The following is a 15,914-nucleotide window of genomic DNA, read 5'->3' as shown; positions in this document are numbered from 1 at the left end:
CGCGCATGCGGACGTACGTCATCGTCCTTTCGGCGTCGCGCTGAAAAGTTCGGGGAGGGCGCTGAGTCGCGCGGGCGGTCCTCCTCCCCACGATGTGGGGAGGAGTCGGCGGGGCGTCGCCGGGTTTACGTGATCCGCTTGGCGGACACCGGGTCGCTGGCGGGGAAGGTCTCTTCAAGGCCCTCGTCGAGCAACGCCTCCTGGCGGTCCTCGGCGTGGCGTTCCCCTTCGCAAAGCTGGTCCGGCTTGCCGTGCTCCCGTTCCGCCTTGCGGGCGTGGGGCTCGTCGTCGGCGGGAGACTGCTGATGATCGGGTTTGTGCGTCTGGGTGGTCATGACCGCCCTCCTTATTTCGCGGGGTGATCTTCGTCGCCGTCGGGGCCGTAGCCCAGGCCGGCGATGTCGTCGTCCGACAGGGTTCTGGCTTCCCAGTGGGCGGCGCTGGCCTGGGCTCCGCGGACGTTGCGCATCAGGCCCGTATAGACCAGCTCGACCTCGTCCGGCCCCCGGCCGCCGGTGCTTTCGCCGTCGATCTCGGTCAGGCGCTCGCCGTCCACGCCCAACAGGGCGTCGGCCTCCGACTCGATGCCGGCGGCGCCCTGGATTTCGTCCAGATCGTCCTCGGCGTCCTCGTCGAACTCTTCCTCGTCGGCGTCGCCGTCGGCCTGGGTGACGTCGAGCACGGGATCGGCCTCGTCCAGCAGGATGTCGCCGTCGCCCTCATCGTCGATGTGGGTTTCGTCAAAGACTTCCGACTGTTCCTGATCGTCCGAATAGTCGTCGAGGCCGGGCATGAGGTCGCTCCCTGTTCGGGAGTTCAACGCCCCGCCGCTATCCGGCGTTCCCGACCTTGACCGCCTCGTCCAGCGCCGTCCGCAGCCGTTCGATCGCGCCTTCCCAGGCGTCGAAGCCGTCGCGCCTGAAAAAGCGCAGGTGCGGATAGAAGGGGTATTTGTCCGTCGCCAGATAGTGCCAGTCGTCGGGCGCGGTGATCATCCAGGCCGTTCCGCCCACGGCCGCCGCCAGATTGGTCCCGGCGATGCCCGGTCCGATCACCAGATCCAGGGCGACCGACAGGGCCGCCACATCCTCCAGGTCGTCCTTGAGGTTGATCGGCGGCGTCCAGATGGAAATCCCCGCCGCCTCGGCCGCCGCCAGATCGTCGGCCACGTCGCCGCACTGCAGGTTGACCATCATCGCGCCCGGCGTCTCCAGCACGGGCCGCCAGCGCTCGAAGCTGGAGAAGTAGCGCGCCCGCGATCCGGTCAGGACCAGACTCTTCCAGTGCAGGCCGACCTTCAGGCCGGGTCCGAGTTTTTCCAGTTCGGTACGCCAGTGGGCCACCTTGTCCGGGTCCGGCTTCAGATAGCCCCGGCGGTTCGGGAACCGGTCGATCGACGGGCGATAGACGGCCAGCAGCGACGCCATCGGAATCCACAGATCGACGCCGTCCTCGATCTCCTCGACGAAGGGCACATAGCGGGTGATCCGCCCCTCCAGCTTGACCGCCCGGTGCGCGCCGAAGACCGCGTCGGGATAGGCGCGCTGGAACATCCCCATCAGCCGGGGCTCCACCGCCACGAAGACCTTGCCGTCCGGCCCGACGGCCTCGATCGCGTCGCCGATACAGGTTCCGAACACCATTTCGTCGGCGATGCCCTGTTCGCCCACGATCAGCAGCCGCTTGCCGCGGATGTCCTCCGTCTTCGGGTCCCAGCGCGGGGCCTCGACGGCCACCCGCATGGCCTCGGGCAGATGCGGGTCCAGCCGAACCTCATAGGCCTCGAACCCTTCGGGGATGCGGCCGAGGGTCATCAGCAGCATGGCCCGCGCCATGGTCATCATGGCCTGCTCATAGGGGCTTTCGGCGCCAGGCAGGGCGGCGTCCACATCCTCGAGAGCGCCGACCGCGTCGCCCAGGGGCTGGCGGGCGTTGGCGCGGTTGTAGCGGGCCTTGGCGAACGTCGGGTCGTGCCGCAGCGCCTCCTCGAAGAAGGTCAGGGCGGTGGTCATGTCGCCCTGGTCGCTCAGCACCGTGCCGAGGGTGTTCCACAGCACCGGCGATTCGGGTTCGACCCCCAGCAGGGCGCGCAGCGTCTCGACGGCGTCGCCATAGCGTTTCTGGTCGCGCTGCACGCAGGCGAGGTTGTTGGTCGCCTCGATGTGGCCGGGGTCGGCCGCCAGATATTTGATCAGGAGCTTCTCGGCGATGTCGAGATAGCCCATCTGCTGCGCCAGCCGGCCCAGGTCCTGGGCCACGTCGGTTTCGTTGGGCAGCAGCTTGAGCGCCGCCTCATAGGCCAGCAGGGCCTGGCCGAAATCCCCCGACTTCTCGCGGCAGATGGCCAGGACGTGCCAGGCCAGGCCGCTGGTCTCGTCGATCCGCAGCGCGTCCAGCGCCCGCCGGGCCCCCAACGCGAAGTCGCCCGCGCGGATGGCCACCAGGGCGGCCTTCAGCTTTTCCAGCCCCTTGCGCTGGGCCTTCACCGCCAGTTTCGGATTGGCCAGCTGCCGCGACAGCTTGCGGATCGCCTCGGGAGAGGCGGAGTCGCCGACCATTCCCTGGGCGGCCAGCTGCGGCGCGTGGACGAGTTCTGGAGCCAGATCGGCTGCGGACATGGATCGATCCCGAAAGTGTCCCGGAAGGATCGCCGCCGGGGTCACAAGACATGGTTAACCACGACTGTTTAGCTTGCGTTCGTTCCCGGCTTCCTAACGTCGCCGCGAGCCTGTCAGGAGACGCTCCCGAAAATGCCGCTCAAGCTGTCGCTCAAACCCGGCGAGAAATTCGTGCTCAACGGCGCGGTGGTTCAGAATGGCGACCGTCGCGGCGTTCTGATCCTCCAGAACAAGGCCTCGGTGCTGCGTGAGAAGGACATCCTCCAGCCCGAGGACGTCAACAGCCCGGCGACCCGCGTCTATTTTCCGGTCATGATGATGTATCTGGACGAGGCCCAGGCGCCCAAGGTCTACGACGAGTTCGCGATGCGTCTGACCGAGTTCATGGGCGCGACGCGCAATCCGAAGGTTCTGGCCGATTGCGTGGCGGCGTCGCGTCACGTCATGGCGCGCGAATACTACAAGGCCCTGATGGCGGCGCGAAAACTGGTGGATTACGAGGAAGGGCTGGCGAATGTCGCTGCAGGCGTACAAGACCGCGGCCACGCGGGCTGAAAACCCGCGTGAAACGGAATACCGGCTGTTCGGGCAGGTGACCCGGGCGTTGATGCACGCCTCGACCGTGGACCCGACGGACCTCGCCACCCGGATCGACGCGCTCGACTGGAACCGCCGGCTGTGGTCGGCGCTGGCGACCGACTGCGCCAATCCGGACAATGCGATGGACAAGAACCTGCGGGCCCAGATCATCTCGATCAGTCTGTTCGTCAGCCGCCATTCGTCGGCGATCATGCGCAACGAGGACGATTTCGAAGCCCTGATCGACATCAACAAGATGGTCATGCAGGGTCTGTCGGGCCCCGGATCCGCGCAAGCCGCCTGAGCCGGCCGGGTAGGCAAGACGCGCCGGGCCGGGCGGGTCAGACCTGCCGGGCTCTTCCATTTTTCTCGACAAGCCTCTGAAAAGACTGGCGCTGATCGGCCGATAACCCGGCCCGATCCTTGCGTTGCCGTGCGCGAACCAGAACTGGTTCGACGGCCAGAAGGCCGTTCTTCACCCGACCAGAATGGAAGGACAGCCGATGGTTATGTCGGTCAACACGAACACGGGCGCGCAAATCGCGCTCCAGAACCTGAACGCGACCAACGCCTCCCTGTCGCAGGTGCAGAACCGGATCAACACCGGCAAATCTGTCTCCAGCGCCAAGGACAACGGAGCCATCTGGGCCATCGCCCAGGGGCAGCGCGCCGATATCGGTGCGCTGGGCGCGGTCAAACAGTCGCTCGATCGTGGCATCGCCGCGGTCGATGTGGCCCTGGCGGCGGGCGAGACGGTCTCTGACCTCTTGCTCCAACTGAAGGAGAAGGCACTCGCTGCGACGGACGCGTCACTCAAGACGTCGGCGCGCGCGGCTCTGAACGAGGATTTCAAGGCCCTTCGCGACCAGATCGCCACGGTCACCGGCAATGCCGAATTCAACGGGGTCAACCTGCTGAAGACGGGAGCGACGGGGTTCCAGGCCCTGGCGAACGTGACGGGCACGTCCAGCCTGACGGTTGGCGCGGAGGTTCTCGCTCTGGGCGGCGCGAATGTGACGATCGCGACCACGCAGTCGATCGACACCCTGACCAAGGCGGCGGCTTCGCTTACGGCCGTCTCCACCTCCATCGACAAGGTCTCGGCCTCGCTCGCGCGGCTGGGCACCAAGTCGAAGGCGCTCTCGACCCACCTGACGTTCGTCGGCAAGCTGTCGGACGCGCTGGAGGCGGGAGTGGGCAATCTGGTCGACGCCGATCTGGCGAAGGAAAGCGCCAAACTTCAGGCTCTGCAGACGAAGCAGCAACTGGGGGTTCAGGCTCTGGGCATCGCCAATCAGACGCCGCAGCTGGTGCTGTCGCTGTTCCGCAACTGACTGTTTCGGGTTCGAACAAGCGCCGGAGGGGGAGACCTCTCCGGCGTTTCGTCGTTCAGAACAGGCCGGTGAGCCACGCCCAGAGCTGCGGCAGCAGGCCGTTCAGCCACTCCCAGACAGGCAGCAGATAGGGCGAGACCCAGGTCCAGGCCAGCCAGACGACCAGGCCGGCCGTGCAGATCAGACCGACGGCGGTCCAGGCGATGAGGATGGCCAGACCGTCGCGCTGCAGCAGGCCGAAGCCGAAGGCGGAGATGATCAGGGCCGGGATCAGGTTGCCGCCCCACAGCGGCAGGATCAGGATGCAGGCCAGAAGGAAGGTGGCGACGCCGATCAGAACCTCGGACAGCTCGCTGGTCATGATTGACAGGCGGGGCCGGGATAGCCGTTCCATCTTTCTCAGCCGCGGAAGCACCCTCGCGACGCCCTGCCGATAGGTCTCGCGCTCGATCGAGCGGCGCAGGGCCCAGCGCGGCAGCCAAAGCTGGTCCTGGCGTATCGTCAGCTGCAGGCCCATCAGCAACAGCGGCGCGCCCAGGACCGTCGTGGTTCCCGGGATGATGCCGATGGCGACGCTCAACAGGCCGAAGAAAAGCATCAGGGCGCCGAAGCCGCGCTCGCCGAAAGCGTTGACCAGCTCGCCGAGGTAAAGCTTGGGCTCGTCCCGGGCGCCGATGTCCTCGATCACCTGCGAGAAGGGCCGGGTGTCGCTCTGATAGTCATAGTCGGGCATCGGCGGCGTCCGGAGGAGATGGTCCGATCTAGGCGCGACCGCAGGCGGGCGCCACTTAACAAACGTCAATCTGGCTGTCGCTCACATCATGCGCCGGGCGACGGATTCGGGAGGCAAGGGTTGTCTCCCGTGCGTCTCAACCAACCATCGCCGGTCCGCCCCGGTTCCCGGTCTCCTGCCGAGCGGTTCAGCCAGGTCCCGGAATGTGCTAGGGGTCGGGTCTGGGTGGAGGAACGACATGCGCACCATCGGTCTGATTTCCGGGCTCGCCGCCCTCTCGCTGGCGGCCTGCGGGCAGGGCGGCGACGGCTCGCCGGCTGGAAAGGCGAGCGACGCGGCGGGAAACGCAACCGCCGCCGGTATGCCCTCCGGGCCCACGCCCGGCCTGTGGCGCGTCACGACCCGGATGAGCGGGATGCCGTCCGGCATGGAGGCGCCGGCGGTCGAAACCTGCATCCGAGAGGCGAAGTTCGAGACGCCCCAGGGCGCTCCGGAGTCCTCGGGCATGACCTGCGACCAGCAGTCCTTCCGCCGCGAGGGCGACGCCATGGTCGGCCATATGGTCTGCACCTCGGCCGACGGCATGCGCACGGAGACGGACACCCGGGTCTCAGGCGACTTCACCCGCAACTACACGATGGAGGTGAAGAGCCGGATGACGCCCCCGCCGAGCCCGGAGATGGCCGAGGTCACCATGGTGATGAACGCCGAACGGCTGGGCGACTGCCCGGCTGAGGCGAAGGCGGAGTAGGGGATTCAGGCAGCCGACATGAGTGCAAACGCGCCGATCAGAGTGATAATGGCCGCCAGTTGCAGACAGCGGAAGAGGATGACCTCTCGCCGCAGTCCGGGCCGATCCCCAGGCAGTCGGGCGATCAACAACCGCCACCAGATCTGGTAGAATTGGAAGCGATCGTCCGGGTCAAGGTTCGGCTCGAACGACGTTCCGGGCGTTTTGTCGCGCCGGTGAAGCGCGCGGTTCAACCGTCGGGCCCATAGTACGCAGACCACCAGCGCCAGAGTCCCGGTCAGGAAAAGCCCGAGGCCCGTCAGCGTCCTATCCACCTAACAACTCTCGCCCGATCAGGAAGCGGCGGATCTCGTTCGTCCCCGCGCCGATGTCGTACAGCTTGGCGTCGCGGACCAGCCGTTCGACCGGCCACTCTTTCGTATAGCCGGCGCCGCCCAGGGCCTGGACGGCCTCGAGGCTGACCTTCACGGCGTTCTCGCTGGCCAGCAGGATGGCGCCCGCGGCGTCGTAGCGGGTGGTCCTGCCCGCGTCGCAGGCGCGGGCCACGGCGTAGACATAGGTCCGGGCTGAGTTCAGGGCGACGTACATGTCGGCGACCTTGGCCTGCATCAGCTGGAAGCTGCCGATGGCCTTGCCGAACTGCTTGCGCTCGCGGACGTAGGGCAGGACCACGTCCATCGCCGCCTGCATGATGCCCAGCGGACCGCCCGACAGCACCGCGCGCTCATAGTCGAGGCCGCTCATCAGCACCCCGGCGCCGCCGCCGACGGGACCCATGACATTCTCTTCCGGGACCTCGCAGTCCTCGAACACCAGTTCGGCGGTGTCCGAGCCGCGCATGCCCATCTTGTCCAGCTTCTTCGAGACGCTGAACCCCTTCATGCCCTTCTCGATCAGGAAGGCGGTGACGCCGCCGCTGCCCTCGCCGGTGCGGGCGTAGACCACCAGGGTCTCGGCGTGAGGGGCGTTGGTGATCCAGAATTTCGTGCCGTTCAGGACGTAGCGGTCGCCGTCCTTGCGGGCCTGGGTGCGCATCGACATGACGTCGGAGCCCGAGCCGGCCTCGGACATGGCGAGGGAGCCGACGTGCTCGCCCGAGATCAGTTTCGGCAGGTATTTGCGCTTCTGCTCGTCCGTGCCCCAGCGGCGGATCTGGTTGACGCACAGGTTCGAGTGGGCCCCGTAGGCGAGGCCGATCGAGGCCGAGGCGCGCGACACCTCCTCCATCGCCACGACGTGTTCGAGATAGCCGAGGCCGAGGCCGCCGTACTCTTCCTCGACGGTGATTCCATGCAGGCCCAGTTCGCCCATCTCGGGCCACAGCTCGCGCCTGAAGGCGTTGGTCTCGTCGATCTCGGCGGCGAGGGGCGCGAGGCGGTCGGTCGCCCAGCGGGCGGTGGTCTCACGGATCATGTCGGCGTTGTCGCCGAGGCCGAAATCCATCGATTGGGGGGCGTTGGGAATGCTCATGTCGGCGGGGGTAGCACCGCGCGCCGCTGCCGCAAAGTCGCTCAAACCCTCTCCCGGGGGAGAAGAAGGGTCAGTCCGGCTTGCCCCAGCGGACGTAGAGGTTCCACGAGGACACGCCGACGCAGATCACGCCGATCAGGGCCAGGGCCCAGGCGATGACGCTGGTCTCGCCCATGGGCGAGGGCTGTTCGACCGCCAGACGGAAGGCGGCCGCCGAGGCCCCGCAGGCGGCCAGACCGACGCCGCCCATGATCAGGAAGGCGCCGGTTTCGCTCCAGTCGAACCGCCGCGGCTGGGTCGGCTCGACCTCGTGGCGCAGGACCGACAGCGTCGGCTCGTCCTCGAACAGCGCGGTCTCCTCGACGGCGGCCGGCGCGGCGCGAGCTTCCTCGGGCCAGGCCGGACGGTCGGCCTGGACCATGTCAGCCTCGGTCAGGGGCGTCAGAACCAGCGGCTGGTCCATCGGCGGGAAGGGCGAGATCGCGGGCGCCGGCGAAACCAGCGGAATGACGGGCGTCAGGTCAGGCGCCCCGGTCGTGCTCGGGACCGGCGCCTGCGGCTCCGCCTCGACCGGAACCGTCTCCGGTCGAGCGGGCTCGACAGGCGCCGCTTCCGGCTCCACCGCGGGTGCGGGCGCCACAGGCTCGAAACCGGGCAGGGGACCGATGATGGCGGCGGCGTAGGGCGAATAGCGGCTGAGATGAACCGCGTTGATGGCCGCGACGGGTTGCGCAGACGCAGCCGGAACGGGCTCTGTCCCGGGCGACGGCTCCGGATCGGCGGCGGGCGTCGCCTCCGGCCCGGCCGTTTCGCCCAGCAGGGCGGCGACCGCGGCGGCGCGCGCGTCGGGAGCCTCGGCCTGCGGCCTGGCCGATTCAACCGGCGGAGGCGGCAAGGGAGCCGCCAGCAGGTCGGCCAGGGTGACGGCCGAGGCCGGATCGGCGACGAACAGGGCGCGCTCGGCGGCGCGGCGGCGCAGGCGGGATTCGGGCGACGCCGCCTCCGGCCACCCGATCAGGGCGTCGGCGGCCTGTCCGGCCTGGCCCTCGTTCAGGCGTTGCAGAACGTCTGAGGCAAGGAACCGCTCGACCCCGACGGAGATGGCGAAACTGGCCAGGGCGTCGAACTGGTGCTGGTTCAGGCTGGCGGGCGCCCGCTCGTTCAGGGCCCGCACCACCGGGAGGAGGTCGTACTGCAGCAGCAGTTCGGCGTCCTGCTCGCCCACGCCCAGACCCTCGCGGGCCGAGGCGGTGTGGCCATAGCCGATGATCCAGCGCCCGTCGCCGCCGCGGACGGCGTGCGGACGGAAGCCCTCGAAACTCTTGATGAGGACGACCCCCTCACGGGAGACTTTCAGACGTGGCGTGGTCGCATCGGACACGGATTGACCCAAATCGAGACGGGCGTGCTCGCCCGTCAAGAGAGCCAGCAAGGGCCGGACCATTTTTGTTTCGGGTCGAAGGACCCGAACCCAAAAAATGGTCCAGCATTATGCTGGAGCGAAATCTGAGCCGAGCTGGACTACGTCCAGCTCGACCGATTTCGCTCCGGCCGTGATCAGATCAACACAAGCGTGGCGAGACCAAGGAAGATCAGGAATCCGAAGAAGTCCGTCGTCGCCGTCACGAACACGGCCGAGGAGACGGCGGGGTCGAATTTCAGCTTTGACAGGGTCAGGGGCGTCAGCACCCCGACCGTGGCGGCCACCACAAGGTTCAGCACCATGGACAGGGCGATCACAGCCCCGATCCGCCAGTCACCCGACCACAGGGCGGCCGCGATGCCGATCAGGGGCGCCAGCACCAGGCCATTGGCCAGGCCGACCGCGAGTTCCCGCCGGAAGGTCCGCGGCGCGTTGGAGCTGTTCAGTTCGCGCGTCGCCAGGGCGCGCACCGTCACGGTCAGGGCCTGGGTGCCGGCGTTGCCGCCGATGGCCGAGACGATGGGCATCAGCACCGCCAGGGCCACGATCTGCTCGATGGTCGCGCCGAAGAAGGCGATGACGCTGGCCCCCAGCATCGCCGTGGCCAGGTTGATGGCCAGCCAGGGCACGCGGCCGCGCACGATCTCGGACACCGACGAGCCGCGGTCCTCGTCCGACACGCCGGCCAGACGCAGGATGTCCTCGCGGTTCTCTTCCTGGATGATGTTGACGATGTCATCGACGGTGATCTGACCCACCAGCCGGCCTTCCGCGTCGATGACGGGGGCCGAGATCAGGTGGTATTTCTCGAAGATGTAGGCGACCTCTTCCTGGTCCTGGTCGACCGCGATCTCGTTGATCGGCTCCATGATGTCGGTCAGGGCGATCGACCGCGCCGCGCGCAGCAGGCCGCTGACCGGCAGGCCGCCGACCGGTCTGTTCGACGGGTCGACGATATAGATGTCGAAGAACAGCTCGGGCAGATCCTCGCCCTGCTTGCGGATGTGGTCGATGGTGTCGCCGACGTTCCAGAACGACGGCGCGGCCATGACCTCGCGCTGCATCAGTCGGCCGGCGGAATCCTCATCGTAGCGGAGGGAGTTCTCGATCGCGGCGCGATCGACCTCGGGCATGGCCGCCAGCACCCGTTCGCGCTGGTCGTCTTCCAGATCCTCGACCACGGCGGCGGCGTCGTCGGAATCCAGTTCCTGCAGGGCCTCGGCCAGGGTCAGGTGCGGGACGCGCTCCAGCACCTCCTCGCGAATGCCGTCGTCCAGCTCGGGCAGGGTTTCCGCCAGCAGCTCCGGCGGCAGCCACAGCACCACGACGGCGCGATGCTCGACCGTCAGGAAGCCCATCAGGTCAGCCACGTCGGCCGGGTGAAGGTCTTCCAGCAGGGAGCGGAGCTTGACGCCGTCGCCGGCGTCGGACGCGTCGATGACCTTTTCGACGAACGAAGCCGTGAGGACGTAGTCCTCGTCCAGGGCGTCGTGGTCGATGTCGTCGGAGGAAGGCGGCAGGGGGGCGTTCGCGGTGGCAGTCACGCTTGGCCTCCCTGCTTTTATGTCAGCTCAATCGTAGCCGAGATTCGCCCTGTTGTTTCGATGGTGCGGTCGAGAAGACTCGAACTTCCACTCCGGTTAAGGAACAGCGACCTCAACGCTGCGCGTCTACCAATTCCGCCACGACCGCTCGCATCGGAGGGGGGCTGATAGCGGAGAGATGCGGGGAAGGGAAGGGGGTGATGAGTGGCTAGTGATTAGTGGCTAGTGGCTAGTGGCCGCGGCGTCAGAGGCGGCGGTTTACCGCGAACGCTGGTTCAGGCCCGATCAGTCCCTAAACACCCGCCACTAGCCACTAATCACCAGCCACTTCCTACGCCGCGCCCGCCATGAAGTCATACACATCCGCCGCCCGGGTCACCGTGATGGCGATGCGGTCCTCGCGGATCTCGATCTGGCCGCGGGCGACCGGGTGGTTGTTGGCCAGGATCCAGACCTCGTCGGACTCGGAGGCGTCGAGCGGGATCACAGCCCCGCGGCCCATTCGCAGCAGCTGGCTCATCGGCAGCACGGAGCGCCCCAGGACGACCGAGATCTCGACTTCGACGGCTTCGATCTGGCTCATGGGGGACTCGGTTACTGACTCTACTGGCGCGGTCTGGACTTGCATGGCGCTCCTGACCCCCACATTGGGTGCATCATGCTTTCCCAAGCCTTAAGCTCAGCCGCATCGAAACTGGCCCGCGCCGACGGCCGGCCGGTCGAATGGGCGGTGTCGCAGGGCCTTGTCGGCTATGAGGCGGCGGTCGCGGCCATGGAGGCCCGGGCGGCGGCCATCGCCGCGGGCGAGGCGCCCGAACTGGTATGGCTGCTGGAGCATCCGCCGCTCTACACCGCCGGGGTGTCGTCGAAGGACGGGGACCTGCTGGATGCGACGCGGTTTCCGGTGCACCGGACGGGGCGGGGCGGGCAGTTCACCTATCACGGGCCCGGCCAGCGCGTGGCCTATGTGATGCTGGACCTGAACGCGCGCGGCAAGGACGTGCGCGCCTTCGTGCGCGGTCTGGAGCAGTGGATCATCGGCGCCCTGGGCGAGTTCGGCGTACCGGCCGACGTGCGCGAGGGCCGCGTCGGCGTCTGGGTCGAGCGGAAAGGCCCCGGCTGGTCGCGCGAGGACAAGATCGCGGCCATCGGCGTCAAGGTGCGCAAATGGGTCAGCTTCCACGGCATCAGTCTGAACGTGGAGCCGGACCTGGACCATTTCGGCGGCATCGTGCCCTGCGGCATCGCCGAACACGGGGTGACCAGCCTTGTCGATCTGGGCGTGCCGGCGACCATGGACGAGGCGGACGAGGCGCTGAGGACCAGCTTCCGGCGGGTGTTCGGCGAAACCGTGAAGGGCGCGGCGCCGGTGCAGGGTCTACTGCGGGCGTAGATATTGGCTCACCCTCCCGCCGTCATTCCGGGGCCGCGCAGCGGAACCCGGAACCCAGGAGGCTCGCACGAGCGTGAACGCAGCAGCAGGCAGCGAGTCCGGTCCCCTGGGTTCCGGGTTCGCACTTCGAGCGCCCCGGAATGATGGAGAGAGTGTGGCTAGTCCTCCGCCAGCACGATCACCCGATCTTCCGGCTCATAAGACAGGCGTTCCGATTTGGTCGGATTCACCACCACCCCGCCCATGTTGCGGCTGTCGGCGCCGTCGTCCGGACGGCGGCGGCGGTAGCCGATGGCGGTCTCGCCGCGCCGGCGGGCCGCCTCGGCGATGGTGTAGAAGCTGACGGGCAGGTCCAGATCGACGTAGTCGCCGACGGGCCGCATGTAGATTTCCGAGCCGTCCTCATCCAGCAGGTCGTCGAAGATGGCGGACAGGTATTCGTTCTCGGACGCCTGGGCCAGCATCAGGCTGACCAGCCGGTTGGACACCACGAAGTCGTCGGCGCGGGTGACCTCGGCCAGTTCGCGGTTGCGGATGTCGATCATCTCCGAGACCACGCTGATGTGCTCGCCCAGCCGCTCGGACAGTTTGCGCAGGTGCAGCAGGGTGATCAGCGTCCGGGTGTCGGCGGACTGGGCCTCCATGTGGTCGGAATAGCCCAGCACCATGATGCTGTCGTAGGTCAGGGGCTGCAGCGCCTCCAGCGAGGCGGCGTGGCTGGTGTCGATGATCCGGGTCTCGACCTTCATGTTCTTCGAGCCGAGCGGCATGGCGCGGATCTCCTCGGCCAGGCCGGGCACGTCGCCGGCGATGGTCAGGACCGAGCCGGCCTTGACGTAGCGCGACAGCTCGAAGGCGATCATCGGGCCGCGCCGGTTCCAGCCGATGACCAGCACCCGTTCGGCGGTGCGCCTGACGGTCGCCGGTTTGCGGATGGCGGCCGCGTCGATGGCATCGTCGGGCAGGGGGCTGAGCCGGATCGCGGCGTCGTCCTCGGCGATGATGACCGCCCGGCTGCCGGCTATGATGACCTCGTCCATCGGCGGATTCATCCGCACCCGGCCGTCGGGATAGCGCAGGCCGATCAGGGCCGAGTCCTCATAGCCCATGACGGCGTCGCCGTAGGTCACGCCGACCAGCTCTTCCAGCTCGGTGGTGTAGATTTCGCAGCCGTCGAAATCGAGCAGTTCGGAATAGACCGCCGACAGCCCGGCCTGCCGGCTGGACTGCACCACGATGCGCGAGATCAGGTCGTCGGCCAGGACCAGCTGGACCTCGTCCCCGCCGACGATGCGCGCGACCTCGGCGTTGTCGGCGCTGCGCAGCTCGGCGGCGATGCGATAGCGTTCGACCCGGCGCTGCGGATCGTTGGTCAGGGCCAGGATGGTCTTGATGACCTGGCTGTCGGGGTCGGCGGCGCCCTCGGGCGAGACGACGATGATCGAACGGCAGGTCTGGGCGTTGACCAGGCTGAGGTCGAACAGGTCAGTGGGGTCGCCGCTGCGGCAGATGATGCGGGTGTTGCCGAGGGCGGGGACCTTGTCGGCGATCTCGTCCTCCATCTCGACCTTGTCCTTGTCGGCCATGATGACGATGCGCGGGTTCTTCCGGCTGGCGTTGGCGATGACCAGTTCGGACAGGATGTCGAAGATCGACGGCGACCAGTTCAGGATGACGGTGTGGTCCGTCTCCAGCACGCGCGAGCGGCCCTTGCGCAGCCCCTCCAGCGCCGAATCGAGCCCGGCCGAGATGATCGAGATCAGGGCCGAGAAGACCAGGATGCCCATCAGGGTCACGAACAGGGTGACGAAGCGGAAGACCCAGCCCGAGTCCCCGCCCATGGTGCCGGCGTCCATGGTCCGCATCAGCGACTGCCAGGCCGCCTCGCCGAAACCGAAGCCGCCGTCCGGACCCAGCCGGGTCAGAGCCAGCACCGTCGCGGCCAGGGCGATGGTCACCAGCGACACCAGAGCCAGCCAGCCGGCCAGCGCCACCGGCCCGGCCGCCATGCTCTTGTCGAAGGCGTAGCGCAGGCGTTCGCCCAGGGTCACGTCTCCCGCGTGGCCCTTGGTGGTCGAAACCTTTGCGGTCGTCGTCCTTGACGCCGCGCGCGCGGCGTTGGCGCGGATAAGCGAGCCCATGACTGTTGGTTCCCCGAACGCCCGTGTGGACGGGTCGTCATCTCCGCCGCCCCCCACTGAACGGCGATCGCATCCCGGCGGCGGCCCATGGCCGCGCCCTCCGGTATCGAACATCGCTTTCCTACGACGGAACCCGGCGCCGGATACAGTCGCAATTGGCGAGCGCGAAACTTTGACTGTTGCGAGGGCCCCCTTAACCTTGGCGGGTGCAGAATCGGGTACGTCCGCAGACCCGCCAGGATTTTTGCTTGATGCCATCCCCGCTGACCAGCCCGGAACAGGACGCCGACCCGCTGGTTGTCAGCACCTTCTTCGACGTGTCGCTGGACCTGCTGGTCATCCGCGAGCTGGACGGACGGGTGGTCCGGGCCAGCCCGTCGTGGGAGACCGTCCTCGGCTGGCGTCCAGACGAGATGGAAGGCCTGCCCCTGCTGCGCCTGCTCCACCCCGACGATCAGGTCACGACGCTGGAGAGCGTTGTCGAGGTCGAGAACCGCGGGCCGTGCGATCCCGTGGTCGATTTCAAGAACCGCTATCGGCACAAGGCCGGCGGCTATCGCATCCTGGAATGGCGCGCGCGGCGGGTCGGGGACCGCGTCTACGGCATGGCCCGCGACGTCACCGACCGGGTCGCCGCCGAGCGCGAACTGATGGAGGCCAAGGCCGCCGCCGAGGTCGCCAACCAGGCCAAGACCGACTTCCTGGCCAATATGAGCCACGAGATCCGCACCCCCCTGAACGGCGTCATCGGCCTGGTCGGGGCGCTGGCCCGGGGCGATCTGACGCCGGACCAGCGCGAACTGGTCCAGCTGATCGAACAGTCTGGCGTGACCCTGGAACGGCTGGTGTCCGACATCCTCGACGTCGCCAAGATCGAGGCCGGCCATCTGGATTTCGCCATCGGCGACATGGACCTGGAGCGCGAGCTGAACGGCGTCATCGACACCGCCCGGGTCAAGGCCGAGGCCGCGGGTCTGGCCTTCCACGTCGCCCGCGGGCCCGGCGCCCGCGGCGATTTCCTGGGCGACGCCACCCGCATCCGTCAGGTGCTGTCCAACCTGCTGTCCAACGCCGTCAAATTCACCCCCGACGGCGAGGTCTCGGTCTCGATCGAGGTGGCCGACGACACGCCCGAGCCCGGCGTCGCCCTGCTGACCCTGACGGTGCGCGACACCGGCGTGGGCTTCGACGCCGCCGCCGGCGAGGCCCTGTTCCAGCGCTTCAACCAGGCCGACAGCACCATCACCCGCCGCTTCGGCGGCACCGGCCTGGGCCTGTCCATCTGCCGTTCGCTGGTCGAGATCATGAGCGGCGAGATCGTGGCCGAGTCCACACCGGGTCAGGGCAGCTGTTTCACCGTGACCCTCCCCCTGTCGCGCACCCGCTCGGTCGCCGCCCACGACGCCGCCAATGACGCCGCCCGCCATCGCGACGCCGAGCGCGGCCCGGTGGCCGTCGGCCTGTCGCCATGGATCGGCGCCGAGCCGCTGCGCGTCCTGCTGGCCGAGGATCACCCGGTCAACCAGCGCGTCGTCCAGGCCATCCTGTCGGGCGGCGGCATGCAGGTGACCACGGTCGGCGACGGCGCCCAGGCGGTCGAGGCCTTCACCGCCGGGGGGTTCGACCTGATCCTGATGGACATGCAGATGCCGGTGATGGACGGCCTGACCGCCACCCGCCGCATCCGCGCCGTGGAACAGGCGCAAGGCCGTCCCCGCACTCCGCTGATCATGCTCAGCGCCAACGCCATGGCCCAGCACGTCCGGGACGCCGCCGACGCCGGCGCCGACAGCCATCTGGCCAAGCCGATCACCCCCAACGCCCTGATGCAGGCCATCGAGGTGACAATGCCGGCTCCGGTCGAGACGCTGGCGGCCGCGGGCTAGGGACGGTCGGGCGGTCCGCGACCCACCCCATCCGTGCATCCC

16 protein-coding genes and 1 tRNA gene are annotated in these 15,914 nt (G+C 68.0%); 6 read left to right on the top strand and 11 right to left on the bottom strand.

Features of this window, described 5'->3' with window-relative positions; translation table 11 throughout:
• Positions 1 to 125: 125 nt before the first annotated feature.
• From PSV23_RS01315 to PSV23_RS01305, 3 genes are read right to left on the bottom strand one after another with little or no spacing between them, the layout of a single operon-like run.
• Positions 126 to 335, bottom strand: a complete 210-nt coding sequence (locus PSV23_RS01315; RefSeq protein WP_300465700.1) for a hypothetical protein — start codon at positions 333 to 335, stop codon at positions 126 to 128.
• A gap of 11 nt (positions 336 to 346) precedes the next feature.
• Positions 347 to 793 carry a hypothetical protein gene (locus PSV23_RS01310; RefSeq protein ID WP_300465699.1) on the bottom strand — a complete coding sequence of 149 codons (447 nt, stop codon included), beginning with the start codon at positions 791 to 793 and terminating at the stop codon, positions 347 to 349.
• A gap of 37 nt (positions 794 to 830) precedes the next feature.
• The gene (locus PSV23_RS01305; protein WP_300465698.1) at positions 831 to 2,618 is read right to left on the bottom strand and encodes a tetratricopeptide repeat protein; all 1,788 of its coding nucleotides are present in this window, start codon (positions 2,616 to 2,618) and stop codon (positions 831 to 833) included.
• 132 nt (positions 2,619 to 2,750) lie between these two features.
• On the opposite strand from PSV23_RS01305, the gene flbT reads away from it, so the two are divergent.
• The 3 genes from flbT (at position 2,751) to PSV23_RS01290 (ending at position 4,531) form a co-directional block, all read left to right on the top strand.
• Positions 2,751 to 3,173 (top strand): flagellar biosynthesis repressor FlbT, encoded by a 423-nt coding sequence (gene flbT, locus PSV23_RS01300; protein WP_300465697.1) that lies wholly within the window; start codon positions 2,751 to 2,753, stop codon positions 3,171 to 3,173.
• Positions 3,133 to 3,501 carry a flagellar biosynthesis regulator FlaF gene (flaF, locus tag PSV23_RS01295; protein WP_300465696.1) on the top strand — a complete coding sequence of 123 codons (369 nt, stop codon included), beginning with the start codon at positions 3,133 to 3,135 and terminating at the stop codon, positions 3,499 to 3,501. The genes flbT and flaF overlap by 41 nt, the downstream gene beginning before the upstream one ends.
• A 199-nt stretch (positions 3,502 to 3,700) precedes the next feature.
• Positions 3,701 to 4,531: a flagellin gene (locus PSV23_RS01290; protein ID WP_300465695.1), complete on the top strand. Its 831-nt coding sequence runs from the start codon at positions 3,701 to 3,703 to the stop codon at positions 4,529 to 4,531.
• A 55-nt stretch (positions 4,532 to 4,586) separates the two neighbouring features.
• Here the strand turns inward: PSV23_RS01290 and PSV23_RS01285 are convergent, their stop codons facing one another.
• On the bottom strand, positions 4,587 to 5,264 hold the full coding sequence (locus PSV23_RS01285) for an exopolysaccharide biosynthesis protein (RefSeq protein ID WP_300465694.1): 678 nt from the start codon (positions 5,262 to 5,264) through the stop codon (positions 4,587 to 4,589).
• A gap of 238 nt (positions 5,265 to 5,502) precedes the next feature.
• Between PSV23_RS01285 and PSV23_RS01280 the strand changes: the two genes are divergently transcribed.
• A complete protein-coding gene (locus tag PSV23_RS01280) occupies positions 5,503 to 6,015 on the top strand; it encodes a DUF3617 family protein (protein WP_300465693.1) in 513 nt (170 codons plus the stop codon).
• A gap of 5 nt (positions 6,016 to 6,020) precedes the next feature.
• Here the strand turns inward: PSV23_RS01280 and PSV23_RS01275 are convergent, their stop codons facing one another.
• The 6 genes from PSV23_RS01275 to PSV23_RS01250 all read right to left on the bottom strand — a co-directional run bounded on the left by PSV23_RS01275 (position 6,021) and on the right by PSV23_RS01250 (position 11,080).
• A complete protein-coding gene (locus PSV23_RS01275; protein WP_300465692.1) occupies positions 6,021 to 6,329 on the bottom strand; it encodes a hypothetical protein in 309 nt (102 codons plus the stop codon).
• Positions 6,322 to 7,485 (bottom strand): isovaleryl-CoA dehydrogenase, encoded by a 1,164-nt coding sequence (locus PSV23_RS01270; RefSeq protein ID WP_300465723.1) that lies wholly within the window; start codon positions 7,483 to 7,485, stop codon positions 6,322 to 6,324. The genes PSV23_RS01275 and PSV23_RS01270 overlap by 8 nt, the downstream gene beginning before the upstream one ends.
• Positions 7,486 to 7,555: 70 nt before the next feature.
• On the bottom strand, positions 7,556 to 8,866 hold the full coding sequence (locus PSV23_RS01265) for a lysozyme (RefSeq protein ID WP_300465691.1): 1,311 nt from the start codon (positions 8,864 to 8,866) through the stop codon (positions 7,556 to 7,558).
• A 176-nt stretch (positions 8,867 to 9,042) separates the two neighbouring features.
• A complete protein-coding gene (gene mgtE, locus PSV23_RS01260) occupies positions 9,043 to 10,452 on the bottom strand; it encodes a magnesium transporter (RefSeq protein WP_300465690.1) in 1,410 nt (469 codons plus the stop codon).
• A gap of 61 nt (positions 10,453 to 10,513) precedes the next feature.
• A tRNA-Leu gene (locus tag PSV23_RS01255) sits at positions 10,514 to 10,600 on the bottom strand.
• Between the two features lie 183 nt (positions 10,601 to 10,783).
• Positions 10,784 to 11,080: a FliM/FliN family flagellar motor switch protein gene (locus PSV23_RS01250; RefSeq protein WP_300465689.1), complete on the bottom strand. Its 297-nt coding sequence runs from the start codon at positions 11,078 to 11,080 to the stop codon at positions 10,784 to 10,786.
• Positions 11,081 to 11,110: 30 nt separating this feature from the next.
• On the opposite strand from PSV23_RS01250, the gene lipB reads away from it, so the two are divergent.
• A complete protein-coding gene (gene lipB, locus PSV23_RS01245) occupies positions 11,111 to 11,845 on the top strand; it encodes a lipoyl(octanoyl) transferase LipB (RefSeq protein ID WP_300465688.1) in 735 nt (244 codons plus the stop codon).
• Between the two features lie 158 nt (positions 11,846 to 12,003).
• On the opposite strand, the gene PSV23_RS01240 is transcribed toward lipB, so the two are convergent.
• A complete protein-coding gene (locus tag PSV23_RS01240; protein WP_300465687.1) occupies positions 12,004 to 13,986 on the bottom strand; it encodes a hypothetical protein in 1,983 nt (660 codons plus the stop codon).
• 251 nt (positions 13,987 to 14,237) lie between these two features.
• Here PSV23_RS01240 and PSV23_RS01235 point away from each other — a divergent pair, with 251 nt between their 5' ends.
• Positions 14,238 to 15,872 carry an ATP-binding protein gene (locus PSV23_RS01235; RefSeq protein ID WP_300465686.1) on the top strand — a complete coding sequence of 545 codons (1,635 nt, stop codon included), beginning with the start codon at positions 14,238 to 14,240 and terminating at the stop codon, positions 15,870 to 15,872.
• Positions 15,873 to 15,914 lie beyond the last annotated feature (42 nt).

The organism is Brevundimonas sp. (genome assembly GCF_029946145.1).
In the GTDB taxonomy this organism is placed as follows: Bacteria; Pseudomonadota; Alphaproteobacteria; order Caulobacterales; family Caulobacteraceae; genus Brevundimonas.
The sequence above is the reverse complement of the archived record's forward strand: the minus strand, read 5'-3'. Positions and strand labels throughout refer to the sequence as shown.

Excerpts from the sequence above, each read along its gene's own strand:
- PSV23_RS01315 (WP_300465700.1), bottom strand. The coding sequence starts at position 335 with ATGACCACCCAGACGCACAAACCCGATCATCAGCAGTCTCCCGCCGAC.
- PSV23_RS01310 (WP_300465699.1), bottom strand. The coding sequence starts at position 793 with ATGCCCGGCCTCGACGACTATTCGGACGATCAGGAACAGTCGGAAGTC.
- PSV23_RS01305 (WP_300465698.1), bottom strand. The coding sequence starts at position 2,618 with ATGTCCGCAGCCGATCTGGCTCCAGAACTCGTCCACGCGCCGCAGCTG.
- flbT (WP_300465697.1), top strand. The coding sequence starts at position 2,751 with ATGCCGCTCAAGCTGTCGCTCAAACCCGGCGAGAAATTCGTGCTCAAC.
- flaF (WP_300465696.1), top strand. The coding sequence starts at position 3,133 with ATGTCGCTGCAGGCGTACAAGACCGCGGCCACGCGGGCTGAAAACCCG.
- PSV23_RS01290 (WP_300465695.1), top strand. The coding sequence starts at position 3,701 with ATGGTTATGTCGGTCAACACGAACACGGGCGCGCAAATCGCGCTCCAG.
- PSV23_RS01285 (WP_300465694.1), bottom strand. The coding sequence starts at position 5,264 with ATGCCCGACTATGACTATCAGAGCGACACCCGGCCCTTCTCGCAGGTG.
- PSV23_RS01280 (WP_300465693.1), top strand. The coding sequence starts at position 5,503 with ATGCGCACCATCGGTCTGATTTCCGGGCTCGCCGCCCTCTCGCTGGCG.
- PSV23_RS01270 (WP_300465723.1), bottom strand. The coding sequence starts at position 7,485 with ATGAGCATTCCCAACGCCCCCCAATCGATGGATTTCGGCCTCGGCGAC.
- PSV23_RS01250 (WP_300465689.1), bottom strand. The coding sequence starts at position 11,080 with ATGCAAGTCCAGACCGCGCCAGTAGAGTCAGTAACCGAGTCCCCCATG.
- lipB (WP_300465688.1), top strand. The coding sequence starts at position 11,111 with ATGCTTTCCCAAGCCTTAAGCTCAGCCGCATCGAAACTGGCCCGCGCC.
- PSV23_RS01240 (WP_300465687.1), bottom strand. The coding sequence starts at position 13,986 with ATGGGCTCGCTTATCCGCGCCAACGCCGCGCGCGCGGCGTCAAGGACG.
- PSV23_RS01235 (WP_300465686.1), top strand. The coding sequence starts at position 14,238 with ATGCCATCCCCGCTGACCAGCCCGGAACAGGACGCCGACCCGCTGGTT.